This is a genomic window from Streptomyces sp. NBC_00454, assembly GCF_041434015.1.
GTDB lineage: Bacteria > Actinomycetota > Actinomycetes > Streptomycetales > Streptomycetaceae > Streptomyces.
In genome coordinates, this window is sequence record NZ_CP107907.1 from 2,354,846 (window position 1) to 2,370,685 (window position 15,840).

14 protein-coding genes are annotated in these 15,840 nt (G+C 71.6%); 8 read left to right on the plus strand and 6 right to left on the minus strand.

Annotation, left to right across the window (positions count from 1 at the left end):
• Window positions 1-156 precede the first annotated feature (156 nt).
• Window positions 157-582: a DUF3052 domain-containing protein gene (locus OHU74_RS10960; protein WP_371615713.1), complete on the minus strand. Its 426-nt coding sequence runs from the start codon at window positions 580-582 to the stop codon at window positions 157-159.
• A 437-nt stretch (window positions 583-1,019) separates the two neighbouring features.
• On the opposite strand from OHU74_RS10960, the gene aceE reads away from it, so the two are divergent.
• Window positions 1,020-3,752: a pyruvate dehydrogenase (acetyl-transferring), homodimeric type gene (aceE, locus tag OHU74_RS10965; RefSeq protein WP_371615714.1), complete on the plus strand. Its 2,733-nt coding sequence runs from the start codon at window positions 1,020-1,022 to the stop codon at window positions 3,750-3,752.
• Window positions 3,753-3,822: 70 nt separating this feature from the next.
• Window positions 3,823-4,713 carry a potassium channel family protein gene (locus OHU74_RS10970; protein ID WP_371615715.1) on the plus strand — a complete coding sequence of 297 codons (891 nt, stop codon included), beginning with the start codon at window positions 3,823-3,825 and terminating at the stop codon, window positions 4,711-4,713.
• On the opposite strand, the gene OHU74_RS10975 is transcribed toward OHU74_RS10970, so the two are convergent.
• Together OHU74_RS10975 and OHU74_RS10980 are read right to left on the minus strand one after the other, a co-directional pair.
• On the minus strand, window positions 4,694-5,137 hold the full coding sequence (locus OHU74_RS10975) for a peptidase inhibitor family I36 protein (RefSeq protein WP_371615716.1): 444 nt from the start codon (window positions 5,135-5,137) through the stop codon (window positions 4,694-4,696). The genes OHU74_RS10970 and OHU74_RS10975 overlap by 20 nt on opposite strands.
• 335 nt (window positions 5,138-5,472) lie before the next feature.
• Complete coding sequence (locus OHU74_RS10980; protein WP_371615717.1) at window positions 5,473-7,089, minus strand: MFS transporter; 1,617 nt, start codon at window positions 7,087-7,089, stop codon at window positions 5,473-5,475.
• Between the two features lie 124 nt (window positions 7,090-7,213).
• Between OHU74_RS10980 and OHU74_RS10985 the strand changes: the two genes are divergently transcribed.
• The 3 genes from OHU74_RS10985 to OHU74_RS10995 all read left to right on the plus strand — a co-directional run bounded on the left by OHU74_RS10985 (window position 7,214) and on the right by OHU74_RS10995 (window position 10,211).
• Window positions 7,214-7,876: a TetR/AcrR family transcriptional regulator gene (locus OHU74_RS10985; RefSeq protein WP_371615718.1), complete on the plus strand. Its 663-nt coding sequence runs from the start codon at window positions 7,214-7,216 to the stop codon at window positions 7,874-7,876.
• Between the two features lie 281 nt (window positions 7,877-8,157).
• Window positions 8,158-9,297 carry an alpha/beta hydrolase gene (locus tag OHU74_RS10990; protein WP_371619646.1) on the plus strand — a complete coding sequence of 380 codons (1,140 nt, stop codon included), beginning with the start codon at window positions 8,158-8,160 and terminating at the stop codon, window positions 9,295-9,297.
• Between the two features lie 65 nt (window positions 9,298-9,362).
• Window positions 9,363-10,211 carry a DUF4429 domain-containing protein gene (locus OHU74_RS10995; protein WP_371615719.1) on the plus strand — a complete coding sequence of 283 codons (849 nt, stop codon included), beginning with the start codon at window positions 9,363-9,365 and terminating at the stop codon, window positions 10,209-10,211.
• Between the two features lie 36 nt (window positions 10,212-10,247).
• On the opposite strand, the gene OHU74_RS11000 is transcribed toward OHU74_RS10995, so the two are convergent.
• Complete coding sequence (locus OHU74_RS11000) at window positions 10,248-11,267, minus strand: aldo/keto reductase (RefSeq protein ID WP_371615720.1); 1,020 nt, start codon at window positions 11,265-11,267, stop codon at window positions 10,248-10,250.
• Window positions 11,264-11,689, minus strand: a complete 426-nt coding sequence (locus OHU74_RS11005) for a MerR family transcriptional regulator (RefSeq protein WP_371615721.1) — start codon at window positions 11,687-11,689, stop codon at window positions 11,264-11,266. Before OHU74_RS11005 ends, OHU74_RS11000 begins: the two co-directional genes overlap by 4 nt.
• A 60-nt stretch (window positions 11,690-11,749) precedes the next feature.
• On the opposite strand from OHU74_RS11005, the gene OHU74_RS11010 reads away from it, so the two are divergent.
• Together OHU74_RS11010 and OHU74_RS11015 are read left to right on the plus strand one after the other, a co-directional pair.
• On the plus strand, window positions 11,750-12,571 hold the full coding sequence (locus OHU74_RS11010; RefSeq protein WP_371619647.1) for a serine hydrolase domain-containing protein: 822 nt from the start codon (window positions 11,750-11,752) through the stop codon (window positions 12,569-12,571).
• Window positions 12,572-12,637: 66 nt separating this feature from the next.
• Window positions 12,638-13,756 (plus strand): peptidoglycan recognition protein, encoded by a 1,119-nt coding sequence (locus OHU74_RS11015; RefSeq protein ID WP_371615722.1) that lies wholly within the window; start codon window positions 12,638-12,640, stop codon window positions 13,754-13,756.
• 11 nt (window positions 13,757-13,767) lie between these two features.
• Here the strand turns inward: OHU74_RS11015 and OHU74_RS11020 are convergent, their stop codons facing one another.
• Complete coding sequence (locus tag OHU74_RS11020) at window positions 13,768-14,439, minus strand: pirin family protein (protein ID WP_371615723.1); 672 nt, start codon at window positions 14,437-14,439, stop codon at window positions 13,768-13,770.
• A 104-nt stretch (window positions 14,440-14,543) separates the two neighbouring features.
• Between OHU74_RS11020 and OHU74_RS11025 the strand changes: the two genes are divergently transcribed.
• Window positions 14,544-15,761, plus strand: a complete 1,218-nt coding sequence (locus OHU74_RS11025) for a helix-turn-helix domain-containing protein (protein WP_330296253.1) — start codon at window positions 14,544-14,546, stop codon at window positions 15,759-15,761.
• The last annotated feature ends 79 nt before the right edge of the window (window positions 15,762-15,840 follow it).

Sequence of the window (15,840 nt, forward strand, 5' to 3'; positions counted from 1 at the left end):
CCTTCGTTCCTGCATCCCTGCGTTGGGCCGTCCGGGTGATGTCCCGGGGGCCAGCCTATGCCGCGGGCCCACGGCGCCGCCGAACGCACACACCCCGCCGACCGGGACGATTCCGGTCGGCGGGGTGCGTGTGTCCGCTTGGCTGCGGGGCGCGGTTCAGCGCTTGGACTTGGCCGTCTTCGGCGTCGTCAGGCGGGTGGAGGTCCACTCCTTGCCGACGGGGAGTCCCTTGGCCAGAGAGAGGCCGGCGGTCTCGGCGGCCTCGCTGATGTCGCTGGCCTCGACGAAACCGTCCTTGCCGGTCTTGGGAGTCACCAGCAGGATCAGTGCGCCGTCCTCGACCAGCTCGGTCGCGTCGACCAGGGCGTCCGTCAGGTCGCCGTCGTCCTCCCGGAACCACAGAAGCACCGCGTCCGCGACGTCGTCGTAGTCCTCATCGACGACCTCACTGACGTGACCCTCTACGGCATCACGGAATTCCTGATCGACATCGTCGTCGTAGCCGATCTCCTGGACCACCTGTTCGGACTGGAAACCCAGCCTGGCGGCCAGGTTCTCCGCGTGGTCCGCGGTCGCGCTCACGGGGTGCCTCCTGCTCATGTTCGGTGAATGTTCTTCGGCAGCGCGCGTACGCGCAGCATTGGGCGTAGTCCACACGGGCGCGGCGGATCGCGCAAGTACCCGGCCGCCGAGACCGTCGAAACGGTGACGATTGCGGCCGTCTCGCCGCAACTTTCAGCCCCTCCGTATGTACCTCTGGTGATTCATCCCACACCATTCCACCTCATTCGGCATCGCCTCGGGACTTTCCTACCTGTTTGAGGGACGAACGGCCTTGCGAAGGCGTTGATCTAGGTGGGCGTAAGGTTGCGGTTTGGCCGGTCTCGTCACCCCGACCCCCGCAATCCCCCCTGACTCCAGGGATTACCGAGTGGTAAAGGTGACGATTTCCGCCGAGCGTAAGACCATGGGAGGCGGCGAACCCCAAGGCACGACTCCCCCGACAGCGAAGGAACAGCGTGGCTTCCGCATCCGATCGCAACCCGATCATCATTGGCGGCCTGCCGAGCCAGGTCCCGGACTTCGATCCGGAAGAGACGCAGGAGTGGCTCGACTCCCTGGACGCCGCCGTCGACGAGCGGGGCCGTGAGCGTGCCCGCTACCTGATGCTGCGGCTGATCGAGCGGGCCCGCGAAAAGCGCGTGGCCGTGCCCGAGATGCGCTCCACGGACTACGTCAACACGATCGCCACCAAGGACGAGCCCTTCTTCCCCGGCAACGAGGAGATCGAGCGCAAGGTCCTCAACGCCACCCGTTGGAACGCGGCCGTCATGGTCTCGCGCGCCCAGCGTCCCGGCATCGGGGTCGGCGGCCACATCGCCACGTTCGCCTCCTCCGCCTCCCTCTACGACGTGGGCTTCAACCACTTCTTCCGGGGCAAGGACGAGGGCGACGGCGGCGACCAGATCTTCTTCCAGGGGCACGCCTCCCCCGGTATCTACGCCCGCGCCTACCTCCTGGACCGGCTCTCCGAGCAGCAGCTCGACGCGTTCCGCCAGGAGAAGTCGAAGGCCCCGTACGGCCTGTCCAGCTACCCGCACCCGCGCCTGATGCCGGACTTCTGGGAGTTCCCGACCGTCTCGATGGGCCTCGGTCCGCTCGGTGCGATCTACCAGGCCCGGATGAACCGGTACATGCAGGCCCGCGGCATCGCGGACACCTCCAAGTCACACGTATGGGCGTATCTCGGCGACGGCGAGATGGACGAGCCGGAGTCGCTCGGCCAGCTGTCCATCGCGGCCCGCGAGAACCTGGACAACCTGACCTTCGTCGTCAACTGCAACCTGCAGCGCCTCGACGGCCCGGTCCGCGGCAACGGCAAGATCATGCAGGAGCTGGAGTCGCAGTTCCGCGGCGCCGGCTGGAACGTCATCAAGCTGATCTGGGACCGCTCCTGGGACCCGCTGCTGGCGCAGGACCGCGACGGCATCCTGGTCAACAAGATGAACACCACCCCGGACGGGCAGTTCCAGACGTACGCGACCGAATCCGGTTCGTACATCCGTGAGCACTTCTTCGGCGACGACCACCGGCTGCGGGCGATGGTCGAGAACATGTCCGACCAGCAGATCCAGCACCTGGGCCGCGGCGGTCACGACCACAAGAAGGTCTACGCGGCGTACGCGGCGGCCAAGGCCCACAAGGGCCAGCCGACGGTGATCCTGGCGCAGACGGTCAAGGGCTGGACCCTGGGTCCGAACTTCGAGGGCCGCAACGCGACCCACCAGATGAAGAAGCTGACGGCCGACGACCTCAAGCGCTTCCGCGACCGGCTGCACATTCCGATCACGGACGCCCAGCTGGAGGACGGCGCGCCGCCGTACTACCACCCGGGCCGCAACTCCCCCGAGATCCAGTACATGCACGACCGCCGCAGCGCGCTCGGCGGGTACGTGCCCACCCGCGTGGTGCGCGCCAAGCCGCTGCAGCTGCCGGACGAGAAGACGTACGCGGCCGCCAAGAAGGGTTCGGGACAGCAGTCGATCGCCACCACCATGGCCTTCGTCCGCATCCTGAAGGACCTCATGCGGGACAAGGAGATCGGCCGGCGCTTCGTGCTGATCGCGCCCGACGAGTACCGCACCTTCGGCATGGACGCCTTCTTCCCGAGCGCCAAAATCTACAACCCGCTGGGCCAGCAGTACGAGGCGGTCGACCGCGACCTGCTGCTCGCGTACAAGGAGTCCCCGACGGGCCAGATGCTGCACGACGGCATCTCGGAGGCGGGCTGCACGGCCTCGCTGATCGCCGCCGGTTCGGCGTACGCGACGCACGGCGAGCCGCTGATCCCGGTCTACGTCTTCTACTCGATGTTCGGTTTCCAGCGCACGGGTGACCAGTTCTGGCAGATGGCCGACCAGCTGGCGCGCGGATTCGTCCTCGGCGCGACCGCCGGCCGGACCACCCTCACGGGTGAGGGTCTCCAGCACGCCGACGGTCACTCCCAGCTGCTGGCGTCGACCAACCCGGGCTGTGTGGCGTACGACCCGGCGTACGGGTACGAGATCGCGCACATCGTCAAGGACGGGCTGCGCCGGATGTACGGGCCCGACGCCGAGGACGTCTTCTACTACCTGACGGTCTACAACGAGCCGATCCAGCACCCGGCCGAGCCGGCGGACGTGGACGCCGACGGAATCCTCAAGGGCATCCACCGGGTCTCCGCGGGCACCACGGGCGCCGTCGGGGCGCAGATCATGGCCTCGGGCGTGGCCGTGCCGTGGGCGCTGGAGGCGCAGCGGATCCTGGCCGCCGAGTGGAACGTCAAGGCGGACGTCTGGTCGGCGACCTCCTGGAACGAGCTGCGGCGCGAGGCCGTCGCGGTGGAGGAGCACAACCTGCTCCACCCGGAGGAGGAGCAGCGGGTCCCGTACGTGACGCGCAAGCTGTCCGGCGCGGAGGGTCCGTTCGTGGCGGTCTCCGACTGGATGCGGGCGGTCCCGGACCAGATCTCGCGCTGGGTTCCCGGCTCGTACACCTCGCTGGGCGCGGACGGCTTCGGCTTCGCCGACACGCGCGGTGCGGCGCGGCGGTTCTTCCACATCGACGCGCAGTCGGTGGTCCTCTCGGTCCTGACCGAGCTGGCCAAGGAGGGCAAGATCGACCGCTCGGCGCTCAAGCAGGCCATCGACCGGTACCAGCTGCTGGACGTCAGGGCAGCCGACCCGGGCGCGGCGGGCGGCGACGCGTAGCCGTCACCCTTCCGTGGGGGCGCTGGGACATCTGTCCCAGCGCCCCTTACTCGTTCTTTACCATGCCCTCATGAAGGAACCCTCCCGCCAGTCGCGGTGGGAGCGCCGGACGCAGACGCCGCTCCTGTTGCTCGCCCTCGGATTCGCCGTCGCCTACGCCGTGCCCATCGTGGCGCCCGACGCGGATCCGGCCGTGCACCGGGCCTGCACGCACGCCGAGTGGGTGGTGTGGGCGGCCTTCGCCGTGGACTACCTGATGCGGCTGGGCCTGTCGGGGGCGAAGAAGGCCTTCATCCGGACCCACTGGATGGACCTGGCGGCGGTGCTGCTGCCGATGATCCAGCCGCTACGGCTGCTGCGCGTGGTCTCCACCCTGCTGCTGGTGGGCCGCCGGGCCCGGATGGCCCCGCAGATCCGGCTGACCACGTACGTGGCGGGCGCGGTGGTCGGGCTGCTGATGTTCGGCTCGCTGGCCGTGCTGAGCGTGGAGCGGGACGCGCCCGGCGGCAACATCAAGAACCTGGGGGACGCCCTGTGGTGGTCGGTGACGACGATGACCACGGTCGGGTACGGGGACCACTCCCCCACCACCGGGCTCGGCCGGCTGCTGGCGGTGGGGCTGATGCTGTCCGGGATCGCGCTGCTGGGTGTGGTGACCGCCAACATCGCGGCCTGGTTCATCTCCCGCTTCGAACGCGACGACCTGGTGGAACGGGCCCAGACGGCGGCCATCGCCGAACTGGCGGGCGAGGTACGGGCGCTGCGCGCCGAGGTCGCCCGGCTCACCGGGGCGGGCTCCGGGGCCGCGGGGGCCGAGGAGGCCGAGTGGGCCGCTCCGGGCGCGGGGGTCCGCGCCCAGGGCGGCCCGCCCCAGGACCCCGAAGCGGCTCAGGATCCCGGGGCCGACCGGGATGACCTGGCTGACCGGGCCGCCGGGGCCGTCAGCGCTCCCACACCTTGAACGCCCGCACCTGGTAGGGCGATTGGGGCAGCCACACCCCGTCGCCCGGATAGGTCTGGAATTCTCCCGTCTCGGCGCACTCGGCCGACTGGTAGGTGGTCACCGGGCGCCCGGTCCGGTTGGCGATGGACTGGGCGGTGGTCCCGGCGGGCAGGGCGGTGCAGCTGTTGATGTCGAGGGTGCTGAGCTCGTGGGTCTTGCGGGCCCCCTTGAACTCCGGCTTCGCCCACAGGCACAGCTGCCCGGTGGCGCAGACCCCCAGCGGCGGCGGCCCGGAGGCGTGGCCGGCCCCCCGACCGGCCCCCTTTCCGGCCCCTGCCGCCGCATGGGCGGAGCCGGCGGTGCCCGGGATCAGCAGGGTGGCGGCGAGTACGGCGGCTGCGGCGACCGTGCCCCCGAAACGATGGGTGTTCCACGTACGCATGACGGGTCAACTCCTGGTGGACGGACGGGCCCCGGACCGGTTCCGGAAGCTCCGCCGACCCCACGCTGACCTGCGACGACGGGCGAGCGGAAGGGGCCGCGCCCTGGTCCACCCTGATAGGCGACAGCCCCGCCGGAACCGTCCGGCGGGGCTGTCGTACGTACGGAGTTGACGCTCCGGCGGCCCCTGCGATCGGCGGGCAGGGGCCGCCGGAAGCGCCGGTGGCGCCGCCCGGGCAGCAGCGGGCAGCCCGGGCGGCGCCGGTCAGTGGCCGACCGGCGGGCGGTGGGCCGGCGGGCCGTGGGCCCGCAGGCGGTGGGCCGGCGGTGTCGGGCCTAGATGTGGGCGGCCCCGGCCCCCGCGGCGGCGTTCTCCCCGCGCTTGGTGAAGCAGGCCACGACCGCGGCGAGCACCGCGACCACGGCGGCGACGGTGAAGGCGGTGCTCATCCCTGACACGAACGTGTCGTGCGCGACGCCCGTGATGGCCTGCGCGACCTGGTCGGGGGCCCCCGGCGGAACCGGGGCGATGCCGACCTGGACCCCCTTGGCCGCGAGGTCCGTCTGCTCGGGGGTGAGCGGCGGCAGCTCGGCGGCGGCCCAGTTGTCCCCGAAGACGCTGTCGACCTTGCTGGCCATGACCGCGCCGAGCACGGCGGTGCCGAGGCTGCCGCCGACCTGCATCGCGGCCTGCTGGAGCCCGCCGGCCACGCCGGACAGTTCGAGCGGGGCGTTGCCGACGATGACCTCGGTGGCGCCGACCATGACGGGCGCCAGTCCGAAGCCCATCAGGGCGAACCAGAGCGACATGGTCAGGGTGCCGGTCTGCGGGGTCAGCTGCGCCATCCCGAAGCAGGCCGCGGCGGTGGCGACCATGCCCGCGACGAGCGGGATGCGCGGGCCGACCTTGGTGATGGCTATGCCGGCCAGCGGCGATCCGATGATCATCATGCCGGTGAGCGGCAGCAGGTGCAGGCCGCTGTCGACGGGGCTCATACCGTGGATGTTCTGGAGGTAGAAGGTCACGAAGAACAGCCCGCCCATGAAGGCGAAGGCCATCAGGACCATCAGCACGGTGCCCGCGGACAGCGGCAGCGAGCGGAACATCCCGAGCGGGATCAGCGGCTCGGCGACCCGGTTCTCCCAGAGGGCGAAGGCCACGAAGCACAGGACGGACAGCCCCAGGAAGAGCAGGGTCTTCAGGTCGCCCCAGCCCCATTCGGAGGCCTTGATCAGGGCCCAGATCAGGGAGAACATCGCGACCGACAGCAGGAGGATGCCGGGGATGTCGAAGGAGCGCGGGGCGTTCTCGGCGCGGTGGTCGACCAGGATGAACAGGCCGAAGGCGAGCGCGACGATGCCGACGGGCACGTTGATGAAGAAGACCGACTGCCAGCTCACGTTCTCCACGAGCAGGCCGCCGACGATGGGACCCGCGGCGGTCGAGGCGCCGATGACCATGCCCCAGATGCCGATGGCCATGTTGAGCTTCTCGGCGGGGAAGGTCGCGCGCAGCAGGCCGAGCGCGGCGGGCATCAGCAGTGCGCCGAAGACGCCCTGCGCGACGCGGAAGCCGATGACGAGCTCGACCCCGCTGGAGAAGCCGATGATCGCCGAGGAGACGGCGAAGCCGGCGATGCCGATGAGGAAGGTCTGGCGGTGGCCGAAGCGGTCGCCGAGCTTGCCCGCGGTGATCAGCGAGACCGCGAGGGCGAGCAGGTAGCCGTTGGTGATCCACTGGACGTCCGCCAGCGAGGCCCCGAGGTCCTTCTGGATCGCGGGGTTGGCGACGGCGACGATCGTGCCGTCGAGGGTGACCATCATGACGCCGATCGCGACGGCGAAGAGGGTCAGCCAGGGGTGTCCGCGCAGTCCGGTACGGGGCTGCGCGGGCCCTGGTTCCTTGGTGAGCGCCTGATCGTCCTGGTCGTCGACGGTGATCTGACTAGTCATGCGAACAGGCTAGTGACAGCGACTGACACTTCACAAACGGCTTAGTCAGACAGCCACTGTCAGGTCCGTCACAGGTAGCCTGACCGCCCACTCACTCCGCGTCAGAAAGGACCCGCCCGCCGTGATGACCGATCAGCGGCCCGCGCCGTCCGCGCCGGCGGCCGGCCTGCGCGAGCGCAAGAAACGCCGCACCCGCGACGCGCTGCTGCGCGCCTCGCTCCTGCTGTTCGTGGCCCAGGGGTACGAGGAGACCACCGTCGACGAGATCACCGACGCCGTGGACGTCTCCCAGCGGACCTTCTTCCGGTACTTCGCCAACAAGGAGGAGGTCGCCTTCGCGGTCCAGGACCTGGTCGAATCCCACTTCGTCGCCGCGCTGCAAGCCCGCCCGCCCACCGAGGGACCCCTCGAAGCGATGCGCGCGGCCGTGCTCGACGCCTGGGACACCGTGGACGAGGCCATCTCCGAGGTGGTCCCGGTCGACCTGTACATGCGCAGCTACCGGCTCATCGAGTCCACTCCGGCCCTGCTCGCCGTGCACCTGCGCCGCTCCACCGAACTGGAGGAGCGGATCGCCCTGCTGATCGCCGAGCGCGAGGGGCTGGACGTGGACGCCGATCCGCGGCCGCGGGTGGCCGTCGCCGCGTTCTCGGGCGTGATGAGGGTCACCGGCCGGCTCTGGGGTCAGGGCGAGGACATCAGCGTCGCCACGATCCGGCGGATGACCGAGACCTACCTCGACCAGATCGGCCCGGCGCTGGCCGCCGGCTGGAGCCACCCGGCCTGACCTGCCGCTCCCCGCCCGATCGCGGGCAGCCGGAGCCTCGGCCGCGCGCGGCGCACCCGCCGGCGCACGTGGCCCCGTAGGCGGTCCCGTACGAGATCACCCGCTCTGGGCGGCTTCGCACGGTCGGCGGTGACTCCGGTCACCCCGCGCGCCACCGCCCGCAGCGGTCTCCTAGTCTGGGCGCAGTGAACCTGCCCGGCCCCGCCCACCCCCACGCCGTCGACCACGTCGCGCGCCCGGCCGTCCTGCGCACCCTGCTCGCGCTGACGGTGGTCTTCCTGATGCTCGCGACCACCGGCTGGACCGCGGTGCACCGGCCCGACGAGGGGATCTCCCCGCGCCAGGCCGCGCTCGCCTCCTGGGCCCGGGCCCGCTTCGAAGGCCGGGCGCTGCCCGCCGCCGACGCCCCCGCCCCGCTGGTGGCCCACTTCTTCGCCGGGCTCGACGGAGCCCAGCGCGCCCGGCTGGCGCAGGCGTACCCGCTCGTCGTCGGCAACCTCGACGGAGCGCCGTCCGAGACCCGTTACGGGGCCAACCGGATCGCCTTGCAGCAGGCCGCCCGGGAGGAGGAGGCCGACGGGCGCGATGTCACACTGGCTCCCGCCGACCGCACCAACGCCACCCGGCGCGCCCACCGTTTCGAATCCCTCGCCGAGCCGGACCGGCAGATCCTCACCTTCGACCCCACCGGGAGCGGCCTCGTCGCCGAGGTCTTCGGCGATCTCGACGCGGCCCGCCGGATCTCGGTGATCGTCCCCGGTGTCGATACGGACGCGCTGACCTTCGAGCGCACCCAGCGCCGCCTCACCGCCCCCGCCGGCATGGCCGAGTCCCTGTACGAGGCCGAGCGCGCGGCCGCGCCCGACAGCCGGACGGCGGTCATCGCCTGGGCCGGGTACACCGCGCCCACGGGGGTCGGCATGGACGCGGCGACCGGCCGGATGGCCGCGGACGGCGCCGTGAAGCTGCGCGCGCTGGCCTCCTCGCTGCCGGGCAGGGCGAGCGTGGCGCTGTTCTGCCACAGCTACGGCTCGGTGGTCTGCGGGATCGCCGCGCACGAACTGCCCAGCCGGGTCACGGACATCGCGGTGGCCGGCAGCCCCGGAATGCGGGCGGAGAACGTCGAGGACCTCGGGACCTCGGCGCGGGTCTGGGCGATGCGGGACTCCGGCGACTGGATCGCGGACGTACCGCACCTGGAGGTCGGGGGCCTGGGCCACGGCGCGGATCCGGTCTCCCCGGACTTCGGCGCACGGGTGCTGTCGGCGGCCGGAGCCAAGAGCCACACCGGCTACTTCGAGCCAGGCACCGCTTCTTTGGACAACTTCGCCAAAATCGGAACCGGCACGTTCGGTTCCATGGTGTGCGCCACCGGCGGCGACGCCTGCCGACGCGGAATTTCCGGCACGAACGGCTCCTGACACGCGTAGACGCCCCGAAAAGGGGCTTCACAGCGGGGGGACGCGCAGGGGTCGGTCCCTTTACGATGTGCCGCATGGGTGACGTACTGGCCGGAAACCATGCCGTCTGGGAGTTCGACCGCACCACGGACTCGATACTCATCCGCTTCGCACGGGGGATGCGAACTCCCAGGCTCTGGCATGCCCTCGGGGAACGCCGGATCCCCCTCGAAGCGTTGTCGGGGGTGAGTCTGAGCGTGGGGCGGCGGGACACCGTCGTGCTGCGCGCCTCGGCGCGGGCGGGCGCGGACCCGCTGATGGAAGCCGCGGCGGGGCAGCTGAGAGAGGTCTGCGATCCGTACCGCCTGGTGCTGCCCGGCGCCGGCGCCGACCGGGCGGCCGCCTTCGCGGCGGACCTGCGCGAGCGGATGGGGCCGCCCGAACCGGCCGACCGCTTCCTGGTCCCCGTCCAGCAGCCCCCGGCCGCCCTGAAGGCCTACGACGCCCGGCTCGCCTTCGACGGCGCCGCCGTCACCTTCCACTGGTCCCGCACCGGGGCCACCAGCACCAAATGGAAGGCGGGCGACCAGCGGTATCCGCTGACCGCCCTGACGGGTGTCGAATGGCACTCCCCGGAGCGGGCGGGAGGCCACCTGCGCCTGCTCGCCCGAGGCCTCGCGGGCGACCCCCGGCCCGACCACGACCTGTCCTCGGCCGTCTTCGGCGTGGGCTACGGGGCCGTGCACGAATCCCTGCCGTTCGCGGCGGCGGTCCTCGCCGCCCTGCGCGGCCGCTCCCCGGTCGCCTCGGTCGCCTCGCTCCCCCGGGCCCGCTCCGGCGACCGGCTCCAGCACCTGGGCGAACTGCACAGCGCGGGGCTCCTGACGGACGCGGAGTACGCCGCCCTCCGCGACCGCTTCACAGCGGGCGCCTGAGCGGAGCCGGGGCCTGGGCCCCGGCCCCGGCCCCGCCTACGCCTCGCGCGCCGCCGAGGTCGAGGACATGTCCGGGTAGCGGTCCCCCGAGACCTGCGCGGCGATCGGCTCCAGCAGCGCCAGCTCCGCGTCCGTCAGGGTGATCCGGGTCGCCCCGGTGTTCTCCGCGAGGCGGGCCGCCTTGCGGGTCCCCGGGATCGGGACCACGGTCAGCCCGTGCACCCGCGCCTGCTGGTGCACCCAGGCCAGGGCGATCTGCCCCGGCGTGGCCTGCCGGGCCGCCGCGATCTCCCGTACCGGCGCCAGCAGCGCCGCGTTCGCCTTCGCGTTGTCCCCCGTGAAACGGGGCTGGTACTTCCGGAAGTCGCCGGCCGACAGCTCCGCCGCCGCGTCCGCGAACGCGCCGGTCAGGAAGCCGCGCCCGAGCGGGGAGTACGGCACGAAGGCCACGCCCAGCTCCGCCGCCGCGCCCACCGCGCTGCGCTCCACGTCCCGGCTGAACAGCGACCACTCCGACTGGAGCGCCGCGATCGGGTGCACCGCGTGCGCCTCGCGCAGCTCGGCGCCGGTCACCTCGCTGAGCCCGAGGTGGCGCACCTTGCCCTCCTGCACCAACTCCGCCATGGCGCCGACCGATTCGGCGAACGGCACGGCCGGGTCGCGCCGGTGCATGTAGTAGAGGTCGATCACATCGGTGCCGAGCCGCCGCAGGCTGTCCTCCACCGACCGGCGGACGTACGCGCGGTCGTTGCGGATCCCCCGGTACATCGGGTCGTCGCTGCGCTCTATGGCGAACTTCGTTGCGAGGGTGATCTCTTCGCGGTGCGCGGCCACGAACGGGGCGAGGAACTCCTCGTTGGCGCCCCGCCCGTAGACGTCGGCGGTGTCGAAGAGGGTGACCCCTGCGTCCAGCGCGGCGTCCAGGGTCAGCCGGGCGGCCGCCTCGTCCGTGTCCCCGTAGAACTCGCTCATGCCCATGCAGCCGAGGCCCTGGACGCCCACCAGGGGGCCTCCCTTGCCCAGTTCGACCTTCTCGATCTTCTCGATCCCGCTCATGCCCGATCCGCCTTTTCCGAGATGGTGTTCGTCGAAGCCGCATTCATCGAAGCTGCATTCATCGCATACATATCGATCTTGAAGTCCAATACCGCGAGCGCGTCCGTCAACTCGGTGATCCGCGCCCGCACCTCGCAGCGCGTGCGCTCCAGCAGTTCGCGCCGCTGGTCCATGGTGTGCGCGCCCTCGCGGACGAGTTCGGCGTAGCGGACCATGTCCGCCACCGACATTCCGGTGGTGCGCAGCTTGCCCACGAAGGCCAGCCAGTCGAGGTCCTTGTCGCTGAAGCGCCGCTGGCCCGAGTGGGAGCGGTCCACGTGCGGCATGAGGCCGATCCGCTCGTACCAGCGCAGTGTGTGCTGGGTCAGACCGGTCCGGGCCTCGACCTCGCTGATCGTGTACCGCGTCTGCGTCAGGCTCATGACTCCACGCTAAAACCTTGGAGTGCACTCCAAGCAAGTACCCTCGGCCGCATGGAGAGCTTGCAGAGTCTGCGCATCATCGAGAACTGGCCGGTTCCGACCGCCGCCGCGGCCGTCGTCCGCGCCGACGGAACCGTGCTCGGCGCCCACGGCCCGGTGGACCACCGCTTCCCGCTGGCCTCCGTGACCAAGCCGCTCGCCGCCTACGCCGCCCTCGTCGCCTACGAGGAGGGCGCGATCGAGCTGGACGAGCCCGCCGGCCCCGAGGGCTCCACCGTCCGCCACCTGCTCGCGCACACCAGCGGCCTGGCCTTCGACGAGCACCGTACGGTCTCCCCGCCCGGACAGCGCCGGCTGTACTCGAACGCGGGCTTCGAGGTCCTCGGCGACCACATCGCGAAGGCCACCGGCATCCCCTTCGCCGAGTACCTGCACCAGGCCGTCTTCGAGCCGCTGGGCATGGCGTCGAGCAGCCTGGAGGGCTCCCCCGCCAAGGACGGCGTCTCCACCGTCGCCGACCTGGTGCGCTTCGCCGCCGAGCTCCAGCAGCCCCGGCTGCTGGACGTGCGCACCGTCGCCGAGGCCACCTCCGTGGTCCACCCCGGCCTCAAGGGCGTCCTGCCCGGCTACGGCCACCAGTCCCCCAACGACTGGGGCCTCGGCGTGGAGATCCGCGACGGGAAGTCCCCGCACTGGACGGGCGCCGGCTCCTCGCCGCGCACCTTCGGCCACTTCGGGCAGGCCGGGACCTTCCTTTGGGTGGACCCGGACGCGCGCGCCGCGTGCGTGGCGCTGGCGGACCGCCCGTTCGGCCCGTGGGCCGTGGAGGCCTGGCCTCCGTTCACCGACGCGGTGCTCGCGGAGCTCGGCCGCTCCGTCTGACACGGCGCCCGGTCGGGGATCGATAGATTCCGGTTCTCATTCACCGTGAACCTCGGGGAGAACCGGGTGCGAACCCGCAGGATCTGGCTGACGGCTGCCACCACGACCACGGTCCTGTGCGGCGTTCTCGCGTTACAGGGGGTGACGGGCAACGGTCCCGCCCGCCCCGAGGTGCGCACCGTCGCACTCGAAGCGGGCGGCGCCGGGGCCACGTTCAAGGACGAGGACACTTCCGTCTTCAGCATGCTGGCCGTCTCCTGGAACGATCCCGGCCGCGTGATCGAGGGCGGCTTACAGGTGCGCACCAGAGCGGAGCAGACCGGCGAGTGGTCCCGGTGGACCACCCTCGGCTCCGAGGGCGGGGCGGCGAGCGACGGCGCTTCGCGCCCGGGGCTGCGCGGGGCGTCCGAGCCCCTGTGGGCGGGCCCCTCCGACGGCGTCGAGGTACGGGTCACCGGCAAGGGCTCCGCCCTCCCGGCCGGCCTGCGCCTCGACATGGTCGACCCGGGCAGCGCCCGCGCGGTGCGCACCGGGCCGGCGGCCTTCGCGGTCGGGGCCAGGGCATCCGCCCGGTCAGCCGTGACGGTCCCGCAGATCGTCAGCCGCGCCGAGTGGGGCGCCGACGAATCGCTCAGCCCCGAGGAGCCTGCCTACGGCAACGAGGTCGAGGCCGTCTTCGTGCACCACACCGCGCAGAGCAATGCGTACGACTGCACCGACTCCGCGGCGATCGTGCGCGGTCTGCAGACGCTGCACGTGAGGACGAACGGCTGGAAGGACATCGGCTACGACTTCGTCGTCGACAAGTGCGGCACGGTCTTCGAGGGCCGCAAGGGCGGCATCGACCGGCCCGTGACCGGCGCCCACACACTGGGCTTCAACACGGACACCACGGGCATCGCCGTGATCGGCGACTACACCGGCCAGGACGCGCCGGACGCGGCGGAGGACTCCGTGGCCCGGATCTCCGCCTGGAAGCTCGCCCGGTACGGCCACGACCCCGCGGGCAGCGTCACCCTCACCGCCACGATCGACAACGGCAGGTTCACGTCCGGCCAGAGGGTCGCCTTCCAGCGGATCTCCGGCCACCGCGACGCCTTCGCCACCGAGTGCCCCGGCACCGCCCTCTACGGTCAGCTCCCGCTGATCCGCGCACGGGCCGCCGCCCTCGCCACCGCCCCCTGAAGGACCGAACGTCAGGGAAGTTCCCAGATCAGCAGCTCGGACGGGGATCCGGCGACCAGCTCCAGGTCCGTCTCACCCGTGATCCGTGCCGCGTCCCCGGGGCCGAGCTCGACGCCGTCGTCGGCATCCTTTCCGTCCAGGCGCAGGTCCCCCCGTACGACGTGCAGGTACACGTGTGCGGCCGCCGGTACGGCGACCCGCTCGCCCGCGCCCGGACGCCGTACGTGCAGGACGGCCCCGGCCGCGGGCACGGCGTAGGGCGTGCTGTCGGCGATGCCCCTGACCAGCGCGTACGAGGGCTCCCCGGCCGGCTCCAGGGGGGCGAGCCACAGCTGTACGAAGCGGAGCGGCCCGGGGCCGTCGTTGCGCTCCACGTGCCGGGCGCCGGATCCGGCGCCGAGGTGCTGTACGTCGCCGGGCCGGACCAGGGTGGTGGCGCCGGTGCTGTCGCGGTGGGTGAGCTCGCCCTCCACCACCCAGGTCACGATCTCGGTGTTGCTGTGGGGGTGCTCCTCGAAGCCGGCGCCCGGGGCGAGGGTCTCCTCGTTGCACGCCAGGACCGGGCCGAAGCGCAGGTTGTCCGGGTCGTAGTGGTGCCCGAAGGAGAAGGCGTGCCGGGTGGTGATCCCGGCGGCCCGGTCCCCACCCTCGTACCGGTAGGCGCCTCGCCGTACATCAATCATGGAGGCCACCGTAGTCCCCGGGCGCACCACGCCCCCGGGACGTCCACACGGGCCCGGGTGAGACCCGACTCCGCGCACCCGCCCCGATAGGGCAGTCTTGTCACGTGCCCCAACCCGAACGCGAGCAGTCACCAGCGACCCATCCCGCGCATCCGGCCCCCGCGCATCCACACGCCGCGACGCTGCGACGGCTGGAGAAGTCCTCCGGACGGCTCGCCGCGAACGCCATCGCGCGCATGGACGAGACCCTGTCGTGGTACCGGAACATGCCCCCGGAGAACCGGTCCTGGATCGGACTGGTGGCCCAGGCCGGCATCGCCGCGTTCACCGAGTGGTTCCGGCACCCGGAAACCCCTCAGGCGATCTCCACGGATGTGTTCGGGACGGCTCCGCGCGAGCTGACCCGGGCGATCACGCTGCGCCAGACCGTCGAGATGGTGCGGACCACGATCGAGGTCATGGAGACCGCGATCGACGAGGTCGCCGCGCCCGGCGACGAGTCGATCCTGCGCGAGGCGCTGCTGGTGTACGCCCGGGAGATCGCCTTCGCGACCGCCCAGGTGTACGCGCAGGCCGCCGAGGCGCGCGGGGCGTGGGACGCCCGGCTGGAGTCGCTGGTCGTCAACGCGGTGCTCTCCGGTGAGGCCGACGAGGGCGCGCTGTCGCGGGCCGCGGCGCTCGGCTGGAATTCGCCGGAGCACGTGTGCGTGGTGCTGGGCACCGCGCCGGAGGGCGACAGCGAGCTGACGGTCGAGGCGATCCGCCGCGCGGCCCGCCATCACAAGCTCCAGGTCCTCACCGGTGTGCTCGGGGACCGGCTCGTGGTCATCGCGGGTGGCAGCGACAATCCGATGCAGGTGGCCAAATCGCTGATCGGCCCGTTCGCCGCGGGTGCGGTGGTGGCCGGTCCGGTGGTTCCCGACCTGCTGAACGCCACGAAGTCGGCGCAGGCCGCGGCCGCCGGGCTCAAGGCGTGCACGGCGTGGCAGGACGCTCCCAGGCCGGTGCTGGCGGATGATCTGCTGCCTGAGCGCGCGATCGCCTCGGACCCTTCGGCGCGCGAGCAGTTGGTGGAGGAGATCTACAGACCGCTCGAAGAGGCCGGCTCGGCCCTACTGGAGACCCTGAGCGTGTACCTGGAGCAGGCGAGCAGCCTCGAAGGCGCAGCTCGGATGCTGTTCGTGCACCCCAACACCGTGCGCTACCGGCTGCGACGTGTGACGGACGTCACCGGATGGTCGCCCTCCGATGTCCGTTCTGCGTTCACTCTGCGGATCGCCCTGATCCTTGGGCGTCTGGCCGACGGCGATCCCCAGTCCTAGACTTTTGTCGGACATCAACAATTACCCCGAAGGTTCTTCGTCCCTGTCCCCACGGGCGGCGCGGACCGAACACAAGAGA

What these genes read in the sequence shown, in the direction of transcription:
- OHU74_RS10985 (WP_371615718.1), top strand. Translation starts at nt 7,214, where the DNA reads ATGACCGATCAGCGGCCCGCGCCGTCCGCGCCGGCGGCCGGCCTGCGC.
- OHU74_RS11000 (WP_371615720.1), bottom strand. Translation starts at nt 11,267, where the DNA reads ATGAGCGGGATCGAGAAGATCGAGAAGGTCGAACTGGGCAAGGGAGGC.
- OHU74_RS10980 (WP_371615717.1), bottom strand. Translation starts at nt 7,089, where the DNA reads ATGACTAGTCAGATCACCGTCGACGACCAGGACGATCAGGCGCTCACC.
- OHU74_RS10970 (WP_371615715.1), top strand. Translation starts at nt 3,823, where the DNA reads ATGAAGGAACCCTCCCGCCAGTCGCGGTGGGAGCGCCGGACGCAGACG.
- OHU74_RS11005 (WP_371615721.1), bottom strand. Translation starts at nt 11,689, where the DNA reads ATGAGCCTGACGCAGACGCGGTACACGATCAGCGAGGTCGAGGCCCGG.
- OHU74_RS10975 (WP_371615716.1), bottom strand. Translation starts at nt 5,137, where the DNA reads ATGCGTACGTGGAACACCCATCGTTTCGGGGGCACGGTCGCCGCAGCC.
- OHU74_RS10995 (WP_371615719.1), top strand. Translation starts at nt 9,363, where the DNA reads ATGTGCCGCATGGGTGACGTACTGGCCGGAAACCATGCCGTCTGGGAG.
- OHU74_RS11020 (WP_371615723.1), bottom strand. Translation starts at nt 14,439, where the DNA reads ATGATTGATGTACGGCGAGGCGCCTACCGGTACGAGGGTGGGGACCGG.
- OHU74_RS10990 (WP_371619646.1), top strand. Translation starts at nt 8,158, where the DNA reads ATGCTCGCGACCACCGGCTGGACCGCGGTGCACCGGCCCGACGAGGGG.